Origin of the sequence: Pseudomonas sp. BIC9C, from assembly GCF_034541995.1 — a bacterium.
GTDB classification, from domain to species: domain Bacteria; phylum Pseudomonadota; class Gammaproteobacteria; order Pseudomonadales; family Pseudomonadaceae; genus Aquipseudomonas; species Aquipseudomonas fluorescens_CC.
Map to the genome: position 1 here is coordinate 802805 of NZ_JAWDGM010000001.1, position 19856 is coordinate 822660.

The 19856-nt window shown below is 59.9% G+C and carries 16 protein-coding genes and 1 pseudogene; 7 read left to right on the forward strand and 10 right to left on the reverse strand.

What is annotated here, in order from left to right:
* Window positions 1-75: 75 nt before the first annotated feature.
* Window positions 76-1788 carry a bifunctional isocitrate dehydrogenase kinase/phosphatase gene (gene aceK, locus RS887_RS03820; RefSeq protein ID WP_322614429.1) on the reverse strand — a complete coding sequence of 571 codons (1713 nt, stop codon included), beginning with the start codon at window positions 1786-1788 and terminating at the stop codon, window positions 76-78.
* A 159-nt stretch (window positions 1789-1947) separates the two neighbouring features.
* Between aceK and RS887_RS03825 the strand changes: the two genes are divergently transcribed.
* Entirely contained in the window at window positions 1948-2856 is a 909-nt protein-coding gene (locus RS887_RS03825; RefSeq protein WP_322614430.1) for a DMT family transporter, read from the forward strand.
* Between the two features lie 78 nt (window positions 2857-2934).
* Here RS887_RS03825 and RS887_RS03830 read toward each other — a convergent pair.
* The 5 genes and pseudogenes from RS887_RS03830 to RS887_RS03850 all read right to left on the reverse strand — a co-directional run bounded on the left by RS887_RS03830 (window position 2935) and on the right by RS887_RS03850 (window position 7304).
* A pseudogene (locus tag RS887_RS03830) lies at window positions 2935-3797 on the reverse strand (DMT family transporter).
* A 481-nt stretch (window positions 3798-4278) separates the two neighbouring features.
* Entirely contained in the window at window positions 4279-5217 is a 939-nt protein-coding gene (locus RS887_RS03835) for an aspartyl/asparaginyl beta-hydroxylase domain-containing protein (RefSeq protein ID WP_322614431.1), read from the reverse strand.
* Between the two features lie 266 nt (window positions 5218-5483).
* The gene (cysK, locus tag RS887_RS03840) at window positions 5484-6458 is read right to left on the reverse strand and encodes a cysteine synthase A (protein ID WP_322614432.1); all 975 of its coding nucleotides are present in this window, start codon (window positions 6456-6458) and stop codon (window positions 5484-5486) included.
* A gap of 127 nt (window positions 6459-6585) precedes the next feature.
* The gene (locus RS887_RS03845; RefSeq protein WP_322614433.1) at window positions 6586-7086 is read right to left on the reverse strand and encodes a DUF2442 domain-containing protein; all 501 of its coding nucleotides are present in this window, start codon (window positions 7084-7086) and stop codon (window positions 6586-6588) included.
* Window positions 7074-7304, reverse strand: a complete 231-nt coding sequence (locus RS887_RS03850; RefSeq protein WP_056721363.1) for a DUF4160 domain-containing protein — start codon at window positions 7302-7304, stop codon at window positions 7074-7076. The genes RS887_RS03845 and RS887_RS03850 overlap by 13 nt, the downstream gene beginning before the upstream one ends.
* 205 nt (window positions 7305-7509) lie before the next feature.
* Here RS887_RS03850 and RS887_RS03855 point away from each other — a divergent pair, with 205 nt between their 5' ends.
* A complete protein-coding gene (locus RS887_RS03855; protein WP_007984829.1) occupies window positions 7510-8355 on the forward strand; it encodes an AAA family ATPase in 846 nt (281 codons plus the stop codon).
* Between the two features lie 12 nt (window positions 8356-8367).
* Complete coding sequence (locus RS887_RS03860; protein WP_057400675.1) at window positions 8368-9546, forward strand: vWA domain-containing protein; 1179 nt, start codon at window positions 8368-8370, stop codon at window positions 9544-9546.
* Window positions 9547-9648: 102 nt separating this feature from the next.
* On the opposite strand, the gene RS887_RS03865 is transcribed toward RS887_RS03860, so the two are convergent.
* The 4 genes from RS887_RS03865 to RS887_RS03880 all read right to left on the reverse strand — a co-directional run bounded on the left by RS887_RS03865 (window position 9649) and on the right by RS887_RS03880 (window position 13385).
* Entirely contained in the window at window positions 9649-10575 is a 927-nt protein-coding gene (locus RS887_RS03865) for a biotin-dependent carboxyltransferase family protein (protein ID WP_322614434.1), read from the reverse strand.
* On the reverse strand, window positions 10572-11276 hold the full coding sequence (locus tag RS887_RS03870) for an allophanate hydrolase subunit 1 (RefSeq protein WP_322614435.1): 705 nt from the start codon (window positions 11274-11276) through the stop codon (window positions 10572-10574). The genes RS887_RS03865 and RS887_RS03870 overlap by 4 nt, the downstream gene beginning before the upstream one ends.
* On the reverse strand, window positions 11273-12025 hold the full coding sequence (locus RS887_RS03875; RefSeq protein ID WP_322614436.1) for a 5-oxoprolinase subunit PxpA: 753 nt from the start codon (window positions 12023-12025) through the stop codon (window positions 11273-11275). Before RS887_RS03875 ends, RS887_RS03870 begins: the two co-directional genes overlap by 4 nt.
* 73 nt (window positions 12026-12098) lie before the next feature.
* The gene (locus tag RS887_RS03880; protein WP_322614437.1) at window positions 12099-13385 is read right to left on the reverse strand and encodes an MFS transporter; all 1287 of its coding nucleotides are present in this window, start codon (window positions 13383-13385) and stop codon (window positions 12099-12101) included.
* A 146-nt stretch (window positions 13386-13531) separates the two neighbouring features.
* Between RS887_RS03880 and RS887_RS03885 the strand changes: the two genes are divergently transcribed.
* The 4 genes from RS887_RS03885 to RS887_RS03900 all read left to right on the forward strand — a co-directional run bounded on the left by RS887_RS03885 (window position 13532) and on the right by RS887_RS03900 (window position 19824).
* Window positions 13532-14461 (forward strand): LysR family transcriptional regulator, encoded by a 930-nt coding sequence (locus RS887_RS03885; protein ID WP_322614438.1) that lies wholly within the window; start codon window positions 13532-13534, stop codon window positions 14459-14461.
* 111 nt (window positions 14462-14572) lie between these two features.
* Window positions 14573-16495, forward strand: a complete 1923-nt coding sequence (locus RS887_RS03890; RefSeq protein WP_322614439.1) for an IucA/IucC family protein — start codon at window positions 14573-14575, stop codon at window positions 16493-16495.
* On the forward strand, window positions 16485-17696 hold the full coding sequence (locus RS887_RS03895; protein WP_322614440.1) for an MFS transporter: 1212 nt from the start codon (window positions 16485-16487) through the stop codon (window positions 17694-17696). Before RS887_RS03890 ends, RS887_RS03895 begins: the two co-directional genes overlap by 11 nt.
* Before the next feature lie 16 nt (window positions 17697-17712).
* Window positions 17713-19824, forward strand: coding sequence for a TonB-dependent receptor (locus tag RS887_RS03900; protein ID WP_322614441.1), 2112 nt, complete (start codon window positions 17713-17715; stop codon window positions 19822-19824).
* Window positions 19825-19856 lie beyond the last annotated feature (32 nt).

The following is a 19856-nucleotide window of genomic DNA, read 5'->3' on the forward strand; positions in this document are numbered from 1 at the left end:
TGTCGCAGATTTGGTTGCATCACGACGAATGCAACCTGATTTCGTGGCGAGGGAGCTTGGCTCAGGTTCCTACTCTTAATCCAGGCCCTTGCGCCGATACGGGAACACATCAATCACCTTCCCCGCCCGAATCGCCTCTTGCAGGCTCTTCCAGTAATCGGCGTTGTACAACTCTCCATGCAGTTGGTCGAACAACCGGCGCTGCCCCGAATCGGCAAACAGGAACGGCGGAAACTCTTCCGGGAACACGTCCAGTGGCCCGATCGAATACCACGGCTCGGAGGCCATTTCGTCCTCGGGGGTGCGCGGTGCCGGGATGTGGCGAAAATTGGCCTCGGTGAGGAAGCAGATCTCGTCATAGTCGTAGAACACCACCCGGCCGTGACGGGTCACCCCGAAGTTCTTCAACAGCATGTCGCCGGGAAAGATGTTGGCCGCCGCCAGTTGCTTGATCGCCAGCCCGTAGTCTTCCAGGGCCTCGCGCACCTGCGCCTCGTTGGCGTTTTCCAGGTAGAGGTTCAGCGGGGTCATGCGCCGCTCGGTCCAGCAGTGACGGATCAGCACTGTGTCGTCTTCCACCGACACCGTGGACGGCGCGACTTCCAGCAGCTCCTCAAGACACGCCGGATCGAACTTGCTCAGCGGGAAACGAAAGTCGGCGAACTCCTGGGTATCGGCCATGCGTCCGACCCGGTCGACGCTCTTCACCAAACGGTACTTTTCGATGACCGTGGCGCGGTCGACGTTTTTCGACGGCGAGAAACGGTCCTTGATGATTTTGAACACGGTGTTGAAACCCGGCAGGGTGAACACGCTCATGACCATGCCGCGCACACCGGGAGCCATGATGAACTGGTCGTCGGTGTTGGCCAGGTGATTGATCAACGCCCGGTAGAACTCCGACTTGCCGTGCTTGTAGAAGCCAATCGAGGTGTACAGCTCGGCAATGTGCTTGCCCGGCAGGATACGCCGCAGGAAGCCGATAAATTCCGCCGGCACCGGCACATCCACCATGAAATACGAACGGGTGAAGGAGAAAATGATCGACACGTCCGCCTCGTCGGTGATCAGCGCATCGATCTGGATGCCGCGCCCTTCGAGGTGCAGCAATGGAATTGCCAGCGGCCATTGCTCGTCGGTGGTGTAGATGCGCCCCACCAGGTACGCACCTTTATTGCGGTACAGCACCGAGGAAAACAGTTCGACGCTCAACTCCGGGTCCTTGCACACCCAATCCGGCAGGTTCTCGCGCAGTTGCGCTTCGAGGCGGCGCAGGTCCCCGGGCAGGTCGGCGTATTCTTCGCTGAAGCGGTAGTCGGCGAAAATGCTGGCGAGCATGGCCGACAATTGGCCTTGCGGCTTGTAGGTGCGGGTTTGCGCGGCCCGGGCACGGCGCAGGCTCGGCCGGGTGGTGTGGATGAACATGCAGCCGTCGCTGATCAGGTCATGGCTGAACAGCCCGCAGAAGATCGAGTTGTACCAGGTCTCGGACAGTTCATCGTCGAAGCGCAGGTCAATCAGGCTGATGTAGGCGCTTTTGACCAGCGGCCAGCAGCTGACGTCCAGGGTGCCTGGGTCAAACGCAGTGCGCAGTCGCGCCACCGTTTCACCGACTTTTTCTTCATACAGATTGATTCGTGCCGCCGACGCCGATTGCGTCTCTTGCCACAGGGCCTGCTCAAAACGGGCCCGGGCGCCGTCGGTGATCTGGCGAAAATGCTCGCGGTAATCGTCAAAGCCATCGAGGATCAAGCGGGCGATGTCGGCGGCTGGCCATTGCTGCGGCATGGTGAGACCTCTGCGGGAATTCGGAAGGCTTGAGCTTAGCCAGTGAAGCGGGTGCAGGAGAAGCGTAATTTTCCCGCCGAATTAAATGCCCGGTTTTCGGTTGCCATCGATCACACACTCAGCAACACTTTCGCCCCTCCCCCATGGAAGAACCGCCCTGTGAACCCCGTCGATATTTTCCGTTTACTGTCCCTGGCGGCCATTTGGGGGGCGAGTTTTCTGTTCATGCGCATCATCGCCCCGGTGATCGGCTCCCTGCCCACCGCGTTTTTCCGCGTGTCGATTGCCGCCGCCGGGTTGCTGGTGATTCTTGGCCTGATGCGCACCAGCTGGGATTTCAAGGGTAAACTCAAGACCGTGATGCTGCTCGGGGTGATCAACTCAGGGATTCCGGCGACGCTCTATTCGGTGGCCGCGCAGGTACTGCCCGCCGGTTACTCGTCGATTTTCAATGCCACGACCCCGCTGATGGGAGTGCTGATCGGCGGACTGTTTTTCCATGAAAGGCTCACTGGCGCCAAACTCGGCGGTGTGTTCCTGGGGTTGTTCGGCGTGGGCGTGCTGACCCGTGCCGGTCCGGTGGCGTTCGATATGGAACTGCTGATGGGTGCCGTCGCCTGCCTGCTCGCGACCACTTGCTACGGATTTGCGGGGTTTCTGGCCCGCCGCTGGCTCGATCAGGCCGGTGGCCTCGACAGCCGTTTGTCGGCATTGGGCAGCATGCTCGGCGCGACGTTGTTCCTGCTGCCGCTGTTCGGCTACAGCGTGATCAGCCAACCACCCGCGAGCTGGGGCGGCTGGAGTGTCTGGCTCTCGTTGCTGGGGTTGGGTCTGGGATGCACGGCGTTTGCGTACATTATTTACTTCCGGCTCCTGAGCTCGATTGGTCCTGTGAAATCGATGACTACGACCTTTTTGATCCCGCTGTTCGGCGTGTTGTGGGGGGGGCTGTTTCTCGATGAGCCACTGTCGATGGCGCATATCTATGGCGGGGTGTTGATTGCAGTGGCGTTGTGGTTGGTGTTGAAGCCGGCTGCTGTGAAACCGGGTTTGGTGGCGGACCGTTAGTATTGTTGCGTTGCGGATGACGCCAACAATCACAAAGGCCCGGAGCATGGCTCCAGGCCCTTTCGGGTTTACCCGCAATTACGCAGTTTTACGGAACACAAACACCAGACCGACGATGATCAACAGCATGCCGAACAGGCTCAACATCGCCAGGCGATTGCCGAAGATCAGATAGTCCATCACCGCCGTTACCGCCGGCACCAGGTAAAACAGGCTGGTGACATTCACCAGATTGCCTCGAGCGATCAAGCGGTACAGCAACAACGTCGCCAGCACCGACACCACCAGCCCCATCCAAAGCACCGGCAGGATGAAACCACTGCTGCGTTCGAAGTGAAACGGCTGGAAGGGTACGAAAACCCCGCACAACAACAGCCCCGCGAGGTACTGCACCGGCAGCGTGCCGAGAGGATTGTCGGTGATGCGTTTCTGCATGATCGAACCGAACGTCATGCTCGCCAGCGCGAGCAAACCGAAAAGCATCCCGGCCAGCGACATCCCGGCCAGCCCAATGCCCTGATAGACCACCATGATCAACCCGGTCAGCCCCAGGGCCAGACCGAACATCCGGCTCCAGGAGCGCTGACGCTCCATCAGCACCACGGTGAGAATCGGCTGCACGCCCATGATGGTCGCCATCACCCCGGGCGTGACCTTGAGGTCGAGGGCCAGCAGATAGAAAATCTGATAAGCCCCAACAACACCACGCCGGTGGCCATCGCATACAGCATCGGTTTGCCGCCCTTGGGCAACTTCAGCTTGAGCAACGGTACCAGCAACACCAAACCGCAGAGCGCAATGACGAAACGGAACATCAGGAAGGCGAAGGGTGACGCGTGGGCCAGCCCCCATTTGGAGAAAATCGCCCCGCTACTCCACAGCAGAACGAACAGGCTCGTGGAGGCCGCCGCGAGCGCGGACTTTTTCGAAAGGACAAACATGAATACCACCTGTAGTCAGGCAAAAAGCCAACTCAGCCGAAGCTGAAATTCAGTCGTTTTTTTTCAGGCAGGCAGGGGAACAGCAGAAAGCAGCTGATCAGCCCGAAATGCCAACGCCTGGCGGTGAGACCACCGCGCACACTGGCGTGCGACTGACAGGAGGGGGGTAATGACTGATCTGCCCGGGCTGCTGATTCCCGCACGGCACGACGCCAGCGTTGACCGCTGAATCGACTACCGCGTTGATGTGGGATGCAGGCATTGGGCTGATCTTTGTTCGAGGAATAAAAAAGCGAGTCCGAAACTCACCGTACGCCGACTATAACCAGCGTTCGACATGGATTGCAACGACTTGGCCAAAAGGCCAGTAATGACAGTCGGCAGAGTCCGCATTGTGCAGTTGGGGGGCTCGGGATTCCGTGAAGAACCATAAAAAAACCGCTCACAACGAGCGGTCTCTTTTTGTTTCCGAGAGCGGATGTCAGCCAAACAGCCAATACCCCAACAACGTCAGCACCGCCACCGCCAGTACCGGGCGTAGTACACGGTAGGCCTTGGGATTGCGCCGCTTCCATTGCTTGACCACACCACTGAATTTATCGCTGGAGTTCTTGCTCCAGGCATAGGCCTGGTTGATCCCGCCCACACGCTCGTCATCCAGATTCTGCGGGGCGGTGGCGCGACCCAGCCAGGCGCTGATACTGCGATTGATGCGGGTCATGAAGCGATTGCTCAGTGGGCGCTCGATATCGCAGAACAGGATGACCCGGGTCTTTTCCGTTTCATTCTTGACCCAGTGCACGTAGGTCTCGTCGAACATCACGTCCTCACCATCGCGCCAGGCGTAAACCTGACCGTCGACAAAGATGCGGCAATCATCGGAGTTGGGGGTGGACAGGCCCAAGTGATAACGCAGGGAACCGGCAAACGGATCGCGATGTGGGTTGAGATGGCTGCCGCCCGGCAGCAGCGCGAACATGGCGCCTTTGACGTTGGGAATACTGCTGACCAATTCCACGGTTCTCGGGCACAAGGCTTCGGCAGAAGGCAGCGGTTTGTCGTACCACTTGAGATAAAAACGCTTCCAGCCCTTCTTGAAGAACGAGCCAAAACCGGCGTCGTTGTTCTTTGCCGCCGCACGGATATACCCCTCGTCGAACAGGTGCATCGCTTCGTCGCGAATCACCTCCCAGTTGTCCTTGAGCACATCCAGTTCCGGGAACTTGCTGCGATCCAGATACGGTTTGGAAGGCACACCGGAAAACAGGTACATCAAGGCGTTATAGGGTGCGAACAGTGCCGAATGGTTCACGAACTGGCGCAAAACCGGCAGACGCGCCTTGCCGCGTAAATGCACATAGAGGGTGCTGCCGAGAAACAGCAGCAACAACGAGGCCTTCGCGGCAAACGATAAGGTCATCAACAACTCCTTTGAAGATAAGCGACACGTGCACCACGTCCATTGCCTGACATGGCTGCTGGCATGATAAACACTACCGACCCGATGAAAAACCTGCACTTTTCAACATTCAATGTTAATAAATGTGCAACAAAGCATTTCTTAACATAAAACGCCTGAACGCTGGCTGATGCAGATCCATCATCAATCGGGCCCTGACAATGGATCGCAACCAGCGATAACGCCTCAACCATCAGCGCCGGCCACGATCCACCAATGTTCAGTGTCTACTGCTGATTCTCCTGCTCGGTAAACAGATCACTGAACAGCATGCTCGACAGGTAACGCTCACCGGAATCCGGCAGGATCACGACAATGGTCTTGCCTTGCATTTCCGGGGTCTCGGCCAATCTTACGGCCACTGCCATGGCGGCGCCGCAGGAAATCCCGGACAAAATCCCTTCTTCCTGCATCAAGCGCAAGGCCATGGCCTTGGATTCTTCGTCACTGACCAGTTCCACCCGATCAACGATCGACAAATCGAGGTTCTTCGGCACAAAACCGGCACCGATGCCCTGGATCTTGTGCGGGCTCGGCTTGATTTCTTCACCGGCCAGGGCCTGGGTGATCACCGGCGACACCGCCGGTTCTACCGCCACCGAGAGTATCGGCTTGCCTTGGGTATTCTTGATATACCGTGACACTCCGGTGATGGTTCCACCGGTTCCGACGCCTGCCACCAGCACGTCGACCGCGCCGTCGGTATCGTTCCAGATTTCCGGGCCGGTGGTTTTTTCGTGGATGGCCGGGTTGGCCGGGTTGTCGAATTGTGCCGGCATGAAGTACTTCGACGGGTCGCCAGCAACAATTTCACCGGCTTTCTCGATGGCGCCCTTCATGCCTTTGGCCGGCTCGGTCAACACCAGTTCGGCACCCAGTGCCTTGAGCACCTTGCGGCGCTCGATACTCATGGACGCCGGCATGGTCAGCATCAGTTTGTAGCCACGGGCGGCGGCCACGAAGGCCAGGCCGATACCGGTATTACCGGAAGTGGGTTCGACGATGGTCATGCCCGGCTTGAGTTTGCCACTGCTCTCGGCATCCCAGATCATGTTCGCGCCGATCCGGCACTTGACCGAGTAACCGGGGTTGCGCCCTTCGATCTTGGCCAGGATGGTCACACCACGCGGCGCAATGCGATTGATCTGCACCAGCGGCGTGTTGCCGATGGAGTGGGCGTTGTCAGCGAAAATGCGGCTCATGGCTGGGTCCTTAACGACAGCATTGAAATAGGGCATCAAGGTAAGCCTCTTGCCCGCAGGCGTCCAGTCAGGTCGGACGTCCGCTGATCAGTGCGGTCAATGGCTTTGGATCGAAGCCGGATGCAGGCTAACTTTTGCGCGTGACGATGTACCGGCCAGTGTCTTCTGCCGCACGGGGCGAATTCGATTGCTGTTGCAGGAAGTCCCACCCCAGGCAGGCCAAGGCTAACGATCGCGGCACAGTTTCGCGACCACTGCTGTATCGGGTGATGCTGCGGGTACCGACCCCCAGCGCTTCAGCCGCCTGATGAAGCGATAACCCGGTGCGAGCACGCCAATCAATAAAAATTCGGGTGTTTTCGTCGGTTGCATTTTGCGCCAAGGCATCCAGGTAGAGAGTGTCTGCGCCAATCTGGATATCAAGCTCAGGCCATTCGACACTCCAGCCATCGTCACCCAACACGGCATTGTCAAAAGCGACTCCCTGCAAAGGTTGGAGACCTGGATAGGCATGCAGGTCACGAGTCAAATCGAGCATCAGTTGCTGGCCATCGATAAACGTCAGCGCCAAACGATAATCCGACAACGCCTGCACTGCCGATAGCCGTGGTCGTTTCATGGGTAACATCGTTTCCAATCCTCCAGCAATTGAGTCTGGTGGGCTCTGACCCACTCCAGAGCTTCCCTGAGTATCAGCGGCGGTGCCTTGCCCACCATCACTTCGACGGTTTCCAGGCTCAGCATGACGTCCAGCCCACCACCCGTCAGATGAACGTGTGGCGGTGGATGATCCTTTTCGCGCAACTGAATGCGATACGTATCTCGAAATCGGTATTTAGTAGACATGCTCGGCATGCTATCGCCAATATGGCGATACAAAGATACTGGCCAACAGCCGATACTGAGTCAAGATGTGACGCCCCATTCAGAGACTGAATAAGCCGTCTGCGTTCACAGTCGACCGGGCAGCGCGTTATAGTCGGGGCTGACTCTTTTATTGCGCCCCCGCCCTGCCTCGTTCAGGTCGGCGTTACCGTTCGAGGATTAGCAGATGAAGTTCGAAGGCACCCAGGCCTACGTCGCCACCGATGACCTGAAGCTTGCGGTCAACGCCGCCATCACCCTGGAGCGGCCGTTGCTGGTCAAGGGCGAACCGGGCACCGGCAAGACCATGCTCGCCGAGCAACTGGCCGAATCCTTTGGCGCCAAGCTGATCACCTGGCATATCAAGTCCACCACCAAGGCCCATCAAGGCCTGTACGAGTACGACGCGGTCAGCCGCCTGCGCGATTCGCAGCTCGGCACGGAAAAGGTCCATGACGTTCGCAACTACCTGAAAAAGGGCAAGCTCTGGGAAGCCTTCGAATCCGAAGAACGGGTCATCCTGTTGATCGACGAAATCGACAAGGCCGACATCGAGTTCCCGAACGACTTGCTGCAAGAACTCGACAAGATGGAGTTCTACGTTTACGAGATCGACGAGACCATCAAGGCGAAAAAACGCCCGATCATCATCATTACCTCCAACAACGAAAAAGAGCTGCCGGACGCCTTCCTGCGTCGATGCTTCTTCCACTACATTGCCTTCCCCGACCGCGTGACGATGCAGCGGATCGTCGACGTGCACTACCCGGACATCAAGAAAGACCTGGTCAGCGAAGCGCTGGACGTGTTCTTCGACGTGCGCAAGGTGCCGGGCCTGAAGAAAAAGCCTTCGACCTCCGAGCTGGTGGACTGGCTGAAACTGCTGATGGCCGACAACATCGGCGAAGCGGTGCTGCGCGAGCGCGATCCGACCAAGGCCATCCCGCCGCTGGCCGGTGCGCTGGTGAAAAACGAACAGGACGTGCAACTGCTGGAGCGTCTGGCGTTCATGAGCCGTCGCGGCACCCGCTAAGAGGCTGATGCCATGCTGCTCAACCTGTTCAATGAAATGCGCGCAGCCAAGGTACCGGTCTCGGTGCGAGAGCTGCTGGACCTGATCAATGCGCTGAAACAGCGCGTGACCTTCGCCGATATGGACGAGTTCTATTACCTGTCCCGGGCGATCCTGGTGAAGGACGAAAAGCATTTCGACAAGTTCGACCGGGCGTTCGGTGCCTACTTCAATGGCCTGGAAAAACTCGACGACCACCTGCAGGCGCTGATTCCCGAAGACTGGCTGCGCAAGGAGTTCGAGCGCTCGCTGACCGATGAAGAGCGGGCGGCGATCCAGTCCCTCGGCGGCCTGGACAAGCTGATCGAAGAGTTCAAGAAACGCCTTGAAGAACAGAAGGAACGCCACGCCGGTGGCAACAAGTGGATCGGCACCGGTGGCACCAGCCCGTTCGGTTCCGGCGGTTTCAACCCGGAAGGCATTCGGGTCGGCGATGCCGGCAAGCGCCAGGGAAAGGCGGCCAAGGTCTGGGACCAGCGCGAATACAAGAACCTCGACGATTCGGTCGAGCTGGGCACCCGCAACATCAAGGTCGCCCTGCGTCGCCTGCGCAAGTTCGCCCGTCAGGGCGCGGCGGAAGAGCTGGACATCGACGGTACCATCGATCACACCGCCAAGGATGCGGGGTTGCTGAACATCCAGATGCGGCCGGAGCGGCGTAACACCGTCAAGCTGTTGCTGCTGTTCGACATCGGCGGCTCGATGGATGCCCACGTGAAGATCTGCGAGGAGCTGTTCTCGGCCTGCAAGACCGAGTTCAAGCATCTGGAGTACTTCTATTTCCACAACTTCATTTATGAATCGGTGTGGAAGAACAACATGCGCCGCACCTCCGAGCGCACCTCGACCATGGACCTGCTGCACAAATACGGCGCCGACTACAAAGTGATCTTCATCGGCGACGCCGCCATGGCGCCCTACGAAATCACCCAGCCAGGCGGCAGTGTCGAGCACTGGAACGAAGAAGCCGGTTACGTGTGGATGCAGCGGTTCAAGGAGAAGTACAAGAAGCTCATCTGGATCAACCCGTATCCGAAAGATACCTGGGGCTATACCTCGTCGACCAATATCGTTCGGGATCTGATCGAGGACCAGATGTATCCGCTGACGTTGCGGGGGCTTGAGGAAGGGATGCGGTTTCTTTCCAAATAATCTCTGCTGTCTGTTCAGACGCCTTCGCGAGCAAGCCCGCTCCCACAGGGATCTCATGTACAACAAAGATCCAATGTGGGAGCGGGCTTGCTCGCGAAGCTTTTAGCCTTTCAAAAAGCGCCGCAAATACTCGACCTGTTCGCGATGCGCCACTTCCTGCACCACCGGCCGCAACCGCACCTGCGCCCCCGGCAAACATTGCGCCAACCGCGCCAGCGCCAACGGCGTCAATGCTCCCAGACGCGGATAACCACCGATGGTCTGCCGATCATTGAGCAGCACGATCGGCTGCCCGTCCGGCGGCACCTGCACAGCGCCCAACGGGATACCTTCGGAAATCATCGGCTTGCCCTGGTACTGCAACGCCGGGCCCAACAGGCGAATGCCCATTCGGTCGGCACGGCTGTCGAGGCTCCACGCGCTGTTGAACGCATCGAACAGGCTCTGCCCGCTGAACTCACCGATCTGTGCACCGAGGACCAGGTCCATAGGCGCATTGAGACTCAGGTCTGGTCGCTGTTCTGGCGATAACTCCCGCAGCAACATCACCGAATTGCCCGAATAGCTCAAACACGCACCTTTGCCCAGCGCATGGCCCATTCCGTCCAGGCCGCCAAGCTCCTCACGGACCACCGTCGCGCTACTGCCCAATACTTTCGGTGCATCAAACCCACCCGGCGCCGCCAGATAGGCCCGGGCGCCGAGCAACGGCTGGGTGAATTGCAGACGCTGACCTTTGAGTAGCCTGAAACTGCGCCACGGTGCCAGCGCCTCGCCGTCCACCTGTGCGCCAAGATCCGCTCCGGCCAAGGCCAGCACGCATTCTTCCTCGGCAACGACGGTAAACCCGCCGAGGGTGATTTCGATCACCGGCGCCCCCAGTCCGTTGCCCAACAACCAGTTGGCCCAGGACATCGAACGCCAATCGGCCGCTCCACCCTGGGTCACGCCCAGATGCCGCACGCCGAATCGACCGGCATCCTGCAACAGGCACAGCGCTGTGCTCGCTTCAATCATCAGACGGCTCATGCCAGGGCCTCCAGTGGCGTATCGTCACCGCCCAGGTTTATGAACTCGGCATGGCCGACCGCTTCGAACCGTACGGTGTCGCCGGGTTGCATCAGGCTGTAGCCGTCACGGTTGCGATCGAACAATCTGGCCGGCGTGCGACCAATCAGGTTCCAGCCGCCTGGCGATACCACCGGGTAAGCCGCCGTCTGCCGTTCGGCGATGCCGACGCTGCCGGCGGCGACTTTCTTGCGTGGCGTGTTCAGACGCGGCGCGGCGAGCACCTCTTCCACCAGCCCCATGAAGGCGAAGCCCGGCGCAAAACCCAGGGCGAACACCTGATACTCACGCTCGCAGTGACGACGGATCACCTCCTCCACCGCCAATCCACTGCGCTGCGACAACAGGCTCAACTCCGGTCCGACGCTCAAGTCGTACCACACCGGCAACACATGACAGGTACCTCGAGTACGCGCATTGGGCGACAGATCGATCAACGCCTGGGCAATCAATTCCCGGGCCTGGGCGGGACTCAGTGCGGTCAAGTCGTAATGCACCATCAATGTGGTGTAGGACGGCACCAGGTCGATCAGATGCTTACCGAATGCCGTGTGCAGACTTTCACTGGCCGCCAGCATCCATGGCATGTTGGTTTCGGCAATTTCATCGAACAGGCGCACCATCAGGCAATCCAGCGCCACCACTTCCACCCGCAGCTTCATGACTCACTCTGCCGGTTCAGGGCTTCACGGATTCGTTGCACGGCAGCGACCGAACTGGCGTTGTCGCCGTGCACGCAAAGGGTGTTGGCCTGCAAATGCAGGGCGCTGCCATCGCTGGCGGTGAGCGGATCGCCACGGGCAATGGTCAGCGCCTGTTCGATGATCTTTTCCGGGTCGTGATGCACCGCTCCCGGCAGTTGGCGCGAGACCAGCCTGCCGGCGCTGTCGTAAGCCCGATCGGCGAAGGCCTCGAACCACAGCGTCACGCCATATTCATCGCCCATTTGTTGGGCGGCGCTGTTGTCTTTGGTCGCCATCAGCATCAATGGCAGATTGCGGTCGTAGGACGCCACTGCCTGTAAAACGGCACGTAACTGAGCCGGGTTGGCCATCATGTCGTTGTACATCGCGCCATGGGGTTTGACGTAACTGACCCGGCCGCCCTGGGCCCGGCAGATGCCGTCGAGGGCGCCGATCTGGTAATGCAGAATGTCTTGAAGCTCCTGGGCGGCATACGCCATGGAACGGCGGCCGAATCCCACCAGATCCTGATAGGCCGGATGCGCACCGACTTGTACACCGTGGCTGAGGGCCAGGCTGACGGTCTTGCGCATGACGCTCGGGTCGCCGGCGTGAAAACCACAGGCGATGTTGGCGCAATCGATGAAGGGCATGATTTCTGCGTCCAGACCCATGGTCCAACTGCCGAAACTCTCGCCGATGTCGCAGTTCAATAGCAGGCGGCTCACACTGAACACTCCTGTTGGCTTTATTCTTTTTTGCTGCGGGACATATCTGTAAGACAGTCCCGCAGGTTATCAGTTACTGCGCGTCGAGTTGCTTGCCACGGGTTTCCGGCAGGCTCAGGGCCGCGAGGATCACCACGCCATAGGAAACCGCCGCAAAGGCGCCGATGCCCACACTCAGCGGCACGGTCTGGCTGAGCAAGCCGATCAGCAGCGGGAACAACGCCGCCAGCGCCCGGCCGATGTTGTAGCAAAAGCCCTGGCCCGAACCGCGAATGCGCGTGGGGAACAACTCGGTCAGGAACGCCCCCATGCCGCTGAAGATCCCCGAAGCAAAGAAGCCCAGCGGAAAGCCCAGCCACAGCATCACGCCGTTGCTGACCGGCATTTGCGTGTACAGCAACACAATGGTGAACGAGCCGACGGCGAACAGGATGAAGTTCTTTTTACGTCCGAGGATGTCGGTCAAATAGGCGCTGATGACATAACCGACGTAGGAACCGACGATCACCATCGCCAGATAACCGCTGGTATTGAGTACGCTCAATCCGCGTTCGTTCTTCAGGAAAGTCGGCAACCAGGACGTGATCGCGTAGTAGCCACCCAGCGCGCCAGTGGTCAGCAATGAAGCGCGAATCGTGGTGAAAAGCATGCCGGGGGCGAAGATCTCGTAGAACTTCGACGGGTTGCTCGGCTCCTGTCTGGCTTTGGCTTCACGATAAATTTCCGGGTCCTTGACCAGTCGGCGGACGAAGATCACGAAGATTGCCGGCACGATGCCGAGGATGAACAGCGCACGCCAGGCGTCTTCCGGTGGCAATACCGAGAACAGTAGCGCATACAGAATCGCCGTCAGCCCCCAACCCAGCGCCCAGCCGGACTGCACCATGCCAACGGCCTTGCCACGGTCCTTGGCACGAATCACCTCGCCGATCAGAACCGCGCCGGCCGTCCACTCGCCACCGAAGCCGAAGCCCATCAGGGTCCGTGCGATCAGCAGTTGCTCGTAGCTCTGGGCAAAGCCGCAGAGAAAGGTGAAGAAGGCAAACCACAGCACGGTCAGTTGCAAGGTGCGCACACGACCGATGCGGTCGGAGAGAATCCCGGCCACCCAGCCACCGATGGCCGAAGCGATCAGCGTGCTGGTGTGAATCAGCCCGGCCTGGCCGGTGGTGATGCCCCACATGGCGATCAGGGTCGGCACCACGAAGCTGAGCATCTGGGTGTCCATGCCGTCCAGGCCATAGCCGATCTTGCAGCTCCAGAAGGTGCGGCGCTCCTGCTGATTGATGTTGCGATACCAGTCGAAAGGTCCCGGGCGGGCCGAGGCTTTCGGAATGGCAGTGGTGTCGGGCGCACTCATGGCAAATCTCCGCGCTGATTTTATTGATATTGTTCTGAGCCCCGACGACGCCTATCGTGGGAACCGGATGCGTCGATTCTTGGATGCGCACCCCTGCTGCGTCCAACTAATAAAAACCCGCCCTAGACATAAGAAATCTTTATCCCATGAACCTGAAGTTTCTCGAGACCTTTGTCTGGGTCGCCCGACTCAAGAGTTTCCGCCTGACCGCCGACAAGCTCTTCACCACTCAGGCCTCGATTTCCAGCCGCATCGCCGTGCTTGAAAGCGAGCTCGGGGTAAAGCTGTTTCTGCGTGATTCGCGCGGCGTGAGCCTGACGCCCGAAGGCCTCAAAGTGCTTGATTACGCCGAGCAGATGATGGACACCATGCAGGCGCTCAAGCAGTCGATCGAGACCCGATCGAGCAAGGCCGGACGCGTGCGCATCGGCGTGATGGACACGGTGATCCATACCTGGCTCAGCCCGTTGGTGGCGCAGATGACCGATCACTACCCGCTGGTGGAAATCGAGCTGGTGGCCGATACCTCGCTCAACCTCTGCGACCAGCTGCAAAAAGGCTTTCTCGATGTGATCCTGCAGACCGACCTGCTGCGCCAGGAAAGCGTGCGCAGCCTGGAACTGGCCAGCCACCCCATGGGCTGGATTGTCGCCAGCAATTCCCTGTACAACCGCGAGTATTCAGGCGTCGCCGATCTGGCGAATGAGCGGATCATCACCTACTCGAAAAACTCCCATCCGCATCAGGAAGTGCTCGCCCTGATGCAGGCCAATGGCGTGATGGCGCCGCGGCTGAACTGCGTGAATTCGGTGTCGGCGATTACCCGCTTGTTGCGCGATGGTTTCGGTATCGGTGCCTTGCCACCAGTGCTGGTGGCCGAGGAACTGGCGCGCGGCGAATTGACCTTGCTGGACATCGATCAGCGACCACCCGACTTGCAGGTAGTGGTGTCGTGGCGGGTGGGCGTTGAGTGGGTCGAGGAGATTGTGACGTTGTGTCAGCAGGTGTTGGAGGGGTATGCGCAGAAAGTGGGAGAGCGCTACATGGTCTTGAGCAAACCCATGGCCAGCCTCTGAAAACGAGATCGCAATATCATAAGTGTTAATCTCTATCATTTGCATTAATATTTTTAAAATGTATTCTCTGCGCGCATTTAGCTAATCACTGTCCAGAAGGAGTCGGACTCGATGCGCGCTTACACGCATAAACAGCAGCAATTGCTCTCAAACTGGAGCGAAGCCCTCGGCACTCCGGCCTTCCAGTCCCACCGCATCACCCTCGACCACTTGAGCAATGCCCTGGAGCCCGCCGCCCAGCGCTGCTTTCAACGCCTGATCCAGGCGTTGTTTCGCGAAGGTCTGATCAACCCCGAAGCCTGCGAATACGACGACAACAGCCGTTGCTGGCTGCCACTTGGCGACGGTGCGCAGCTTTGCTTCGATCACCTGTCGGGCGGAAGAATGAACAGCTGGGACGTTCGTGGCAGCATCGTCCTGCACACCCCCGACAGCCTGCCCCACAAAATCCAGTTGCCCAGCGAACTGCTCGCGCACCTCAGCACCCGGCTCAACCCGCCCGCCTCCCCGCAGGTACTGGAACGTCTGGCCCGCGAACTGGACGACAGCTACAGCAACGACACCCTGTGCCTGGCGTTCCACCATGGATGGACCGAGCGCCTGAGAGAGCAGATCGACACCGAGTACGACGACAATCTGCTTGCCTGGCTCAAAGCCAGCCCCGACCACCAGAACCCGACGTCATTGCTCGAACAATGGGGCACGCTCGGCCATCCCTGGCATCCGAACTACAAGACCAAACTGGGCTTGAGCGCTGCGCAGGTCATCGCTTTCTCGCCGGAATTCGAAGCGAGTTTTCCGATTGTGCTGTGCGCCCTGCACCGTCAGTACGCACATGTCGAATCACTGGCCGGCACCGCCGATTACTGGGACTGGTGGCAGGGCCACTTCCCGCGGGCCGCCGAACAATTGCAGCACCATTTGCAGCAACGGGGCCTGGAGGTAACGGACTACCTCCCGCTGCCGTCGCACCCATGGCAAGCCAATGAAGAATTGCCCAATTCGTTCGCCAACGAGATCGCCGACAACCTGCTGATCATCACCGACATCTTTGCCTTCACTGGTCACCCGACCATGTCCTTCCGCACGCTCGTACCTGAGGCCAGCCGCGTTGCGCCGATGGTCAAGCTGCCGGTGGCGTTGCGACTGACCAGCGTGCAGCGCACCGTGTCGCCGCGCTCGGCCCGAATGGGACCGCGCATCAGCCAATTGATACTGCAGATTCTCGATCATGAACCGCAGATTCAGCGCCTGCTGAACATCGTGCCGGAGCGCATCGGCGTGCATTACGCGCCACAACCGGCCAATGACGAACGATCCCGGCATGCCGCCGTGCTGTACCGCGACAACCCGCTGACACTGCTGCAAGAAGGCGAACTGGCCGTGCCGGTCGGCAGCCTGTTCGCCGTCAACGAATTCGAACAACCGTTGCTGCATGACTGGGTGCAACTGGCTCAGGGCCGTGACGACAGCGAGGCCATGCTGGCGTTCTTCGATGATTACCTGTCGATTGCCGTCCCGAGCCTGCTGGGTATCTACCTGATGTATGGCGTGGCGTTCGAAGCGCACCAGCAAAACAGCTTCATGGTGATGGGTGCTGACGGACAGTTGAACCGGCTGTTACTGCGTGACTTCGGCGACATTCGCATTGATCGCAAAACCCTGCACGCCAAGGGTCTGGATATCCAGCTGTACGATCCGAAAATGACCCTGTACGACGACGCCGGTTTTGTCCGCGACAAGCTCCTGCATACCACGTTCATGTGCCACCTCGGTGAGTTGACGCTGCTCTGCGCCCGCCACTGGAATGTGCCGGAAAACATCCTTTGGGAGCGCTTGGCCAGGCACGTTGAACAGTGCTTCGAGAGCGTGCGCGAGCACGTCGAACCGGCACGCTGGGCAAGCGAGCGTCAGGCTCTGCTGGAACAGGATTGGCCGGCCAAATCGTTCATGCGCATGCGCTTGCACGACAGCCACGCCGACATCGTCGGACGCCTGAGTAATCCGCTGCGAACCAACGCCGATGCTCGCTGATGGTCGTGCGTTGCGGCTGCTGATCGTCATCCAGTTTGTCTCCATGGGTGCCATGGAAATGAGCGGCCCGTTCTGGCCATTGCAGATCCAGCATCTGCTTGGGCCAGAGGGCGCCGGCTACACCGCGCTGCTATCGGCGCTGGTTTACGCCGGCCCGATGCTGGCGGCCATGCTGCTGACGCCCGCGTGGGGGCGTTTGGGTGATCGCACCGGACACAAGCCGATGATCGTTCGGGCGTTGCTGGCACTTGCGCTGTGCCAGGGGCTGGCGGCTATTACCCTCAACCCGTGGCTGCTGGTGGGCATTCGCGTGATGCAAGGCGCATTGGCCGGGTTTCTCGCCGCCGCGCAAGCCTATGCCCTGGCCTGCTGCGACAGTTCCCGGCGCGGTCACACCCTGGCCCGTCTGCAATCGGCGACCGCCGTCGGCTCGTTGATCGGCCCGATACTGGGCGGCTGGTTGATGGACATCTCGGGGTTTGCCCTGCTCTGTCATGGCGCGATGGCGATTTGCCTGCTGTGTGCACTGGGGAGTTTTTTCCTGCCGGCCGACAAGGCGCGAGCCTCGACGAAGAAACCAGTGGCGCCGGTAGCCCTGCCTAAAGGCTGGCTCGGTGGAATCCTGCTGGTGATCGTGCTGATTCAAGCCGCGAAGATGATGCCGCAACCCTTCTACGCGCTGTACGTCGCCGACATTCTGCACGCGCCGGGCTGGCTGATCGGTGCCACTTACGCGGCGAGCGCCGCAACGCTGGCCATTTGCGCACCGCTGTGGGGGCGTCTGTTCGACCGCTGGCAGCCGGCTTACACCTTACGCGTCATCGAAGGCGTTGCCTGGCTCTGCGCCCTGACACTGGCGGCCACGGCACTGGCTAACGAGTGGCTGGGCTTTCTCGTCAGCCGGCTGGTCTGGGGCATCTGGCAAGGCGCACTGCTTCCCGTTGCCTATGCACTGATCGCCAACACCGTGTCTTCAAGCCAGCAGGGTTTTGCCCTCGGCCTGGGCAACAGCGCGGCCAAGGCTGGCGCCCTGCTCGGTACCGTCCTCGGCGGGATCGGCATGGGGCTGGTCGGGTTGGCCCACAGTTTCTGGCTGGTGGCGTTGACCTACGCACTGGCCGCCATCGGGATTCACTGGGTGCGCTCGTTCACCGCCACACCCGGCCCGGCAATCGTATCTACCCACACTTATCACGACTAAAAAAAAAGACCAACTCATGACCCGCACCAAACTTTCCTTGTTGATTCCGCTGCTCGGCTCCGTCAGCGTCCAGACCTGGGCCGAGGACACCGAGCAGCAACCCGGCACATTGAACATGCAAGCCACCGTCGTTTCCGCGACTCGCAGCGAAGCGACCATTGCCTCGATTCCAGGTTCGGTCCAGGTGATCGACGAACAACAGATTCGCGAACAGAGTGGCGCGGGGCGTCGGGTCTCCGACATCCTGGGGCAACTGGTTCCCGGCCTGGCGCCGTCCAGCGGCGGGATGAGCAACTTCGGCCAGACCCTGCGCGGGCGCAACATGCTGGTGTTGATCGATGGCGTGTCGCAGAACGCCACGCGTGACAACTTCCGCCAGCTCAACAGCATCGCACCGGCCAGTATCGAACGCATCGAGGTGGTTTCCGGCGCCAGCAGCATTTATGGTGCTGGTGCTTCGGGCGGCATCATCAACATCATCACCAAGCGCAATCAGGGGCAGGACCTTGCCTACAGCAGCAAACTGGGCCTGACCAGCGGCAACAACCTCAACAGCAAGGGTTTCGCCTACGAGGCCTTTCAGAGTGCGACCGGGCGCAAGGATGCCCTGGACTGGTACGTGTCCGCCGACCTGACCCAGCGCAACGACCAGTTCGACGGCAACGGCAATCGCATCCCTCAGGACACCTCCCAGGGCAGCAACATGGACACCGAAACCTATGACCTGCAAGGTCGTTTCGGTTACGAACTGGATGCCGACAAAAAACTCAGCCTGTCGCTGCAGGACTACAAGGACCAGCAGGACACCGGCTACACCAAAGACCCGAAAAACTCGCAGCAAGCCGTGGCGGTCAAAGGGCTGAAACTCGACGACCAGCCCTACACCCATAACCAGGCGGCCAACCTCAACTACACCGACAACGACTTCTACGGCCAGGGCCTGCAAATGGAAAGCTACTGGCGCCGGGCCGACGCGCTGTTCTTCCCGGACCTGTCGCGGGGCAAGGCCGGGATCGCCGACAACAACAGCGTGCAGGATGTCTACGGCCTGCGTGCGGCCATCGACACGCCGCTGCCGGCCATCGGCAGCGCCACCGGCAACCTGGTCTGGGGCGCCGACTATGATCACGAACGCTCCCGCCAACGCGGTGACCAATACACCCTCAATGGGCTGACCTACACCAAGACCGGCACCACTTACGAGATGGGCCCGGATATCGAAACCACCACCAAGGCGTTGTTCGGGCAAATGTCCTGGGACATCGGAGACTGGACTTTGCGTGGCGGTGTGCGCCGCGAATGGATCGAAAGCGAGGTCTCCGACAGCATCGCTTACGGTCAGATTGTGCAGACCGGCGTACGCGCCATCCTGCCCGGGGACACCCTCAAATACGACGCTACGCTCTATAACCTGGGCGCGGTCTATCACCTGAGTGAGCATCAGGACGTTTTCGCCAATTACAGCCAGGGCTTTTCGCTGCCGGACATCCAGCGCTTCTTGCGTGACGTGAGCAGCACCTTCGACATCCAGAGCCTCAACGCCCAGGCCATCAAGGTCGACAGCTACGAGCTGGGCTGGCGCGGTGACTGGGACAAATGGCAGGCCGACGTCACCGTCTATGAAAACACCTCGGACGTGACCCAGTTCTACGATGCCAACAGCCGTGTCTTGCGTCTGATCAACCAGAAGGAGCGGGTTCGCGGCATCGAAAACAGCCTGACCTACCGCGCGACCGATCACTGGTCGGTGGGTGGCACCTATGCCTGGGCCAAGGGCGAGACCCAGCAGAACGGGAAATGGATCGATCTGCCGGCGACACGCATTTCACCGGCCAAAACCACGCTGTTCGTCGGCTACACCGAAGACGACTACAGCCTGCGCCTGCAGGGCATGCACCTGGCCAGTTACGACGCTGCCGCCAAGGACAACAACGGGCGCGACATCGAAGGCTATACGCTGGTGGACCTGCTCGGCTCCGTGTACTTGCCGGTCGGTCGTCTGGAAGGCGGGGTGTACAACCTGACCAACCGCACGTACGTCAACCTGTTCGCCCAGGCCAATGCCAAAGCGCCATTCCCCAACGCCGAAGGCCGTACCTTGAGCCTGACCTATTCGATAGATTGGTAATCAAGCAAGGAGCCGGCTTGCCGGCTCCCTTA

What these genes read in the sequence shown, in the direction of transcription:
- RS887_RS03895 (WP_322614440.1), top strand. Translation starts at nt 16,485, where the DNA reads ATGCTCGCTGATGGTCGTGCGTTGCGGCTGCTGATCGTCATCCAGTTT.
- RS887_RS03870 (WP_322614435.1), bottom strand. Translation starts at nt 11,276, where the DNA reads ATGAAGCTGCGGGTGGAAGTGGTGGCGCTGGATTGCCTGATGGTGCGC.
- RS887_RS03860 (WP_057400675.1), top strand. Translation starts at nt 8,368, where the DNA reads ATGCTGCTCAACCTGTTCAATGAAATGCGCGCAGCCAAGGTACCGGTC.
- RS887_RS03885 (WP_322614438.1), top strand. Translation starts at nt 13,532, where the DNA reads ATGAACCTGAAGTTTCTCGAGACCTTTGTCTGGGTCGCCCGACTCAAG.
- cysK (WP_322614432.1), bottom strand. Translation starts at nt 6,458, where the DNA reads ATGAGCCGCATTTTCGCTGACAACGCCCACTCCATCGGCAACACGCCG.
- aceK (WP_322614429.1), bottom strand. Translation starts at nt 1,788, where the DNA reads ATGCCGCAGCAATGGCCAGCCGCCGACATCGCCCGCTTGATCCTCGAT.
- RS887_RS03900 (WP_322614441.1), top strand. Translation starts at nt 17,713, where the DNA reads ATGACCCGCACCAAACTTTCCTTGTTGATTCCGCTGCTCGGCTCCGTC.
- RS887_RS03855 (WP_007984829.1), top strand. Translation starts at nt 7,510, where the DNA reads ATGAAGTTCGAAGGCACCCAGGCCTACGTCGCCACCGATGACCTGAAG.
- RS887_RS03890 (WP_322614439.1), top strand. Translation starts at nt 14,573, where the DNA reads ATGCGCGCTTACACGCATAAACAGCAGCAATTGCTCTCAAACTGGAGC.
- RS887_RS03850 (WP_056721363.1), bottom strand. Translation starts at nt 7,304, where the DNA reads ATGTCTACTAAATACCGATTTCGAGATACGTATCGCATTCAGTTGCGC.
- RS887_RS03845 (WP_322614433.1), bottom strand. Translation starts at nt 7,086, where the DNA reads ATGTTACCCATGAAACGACCACGGCTATCGGCAGTGCAGGCGTTGTCG.
- RS887_RS03880 (WP_322614437.1), bottom strand. Translation starts at nt 13,385, where the DNA reads ATGAGTGCGCCCGACACCACTGCCATTCCGAAAGCCTCGGCCCGCCCG.
- RS887_RS03835 (WP_322614431.1), bottom strand. Translation starts at nt 5,217, where the DNA reads ATGACCTTATCGTTTGCCGCGAAGGCCTCGTTGTTGCTGCTGTTTCTC.
- RS887_RS03865 (WP_322614434.1), bottom strand. Translation starts at nt 10,575, where the DNA reads ATGAGCCGTCTGATGATTGAAGCGAGCACAGCGCTGTGCCTGTTGCAG.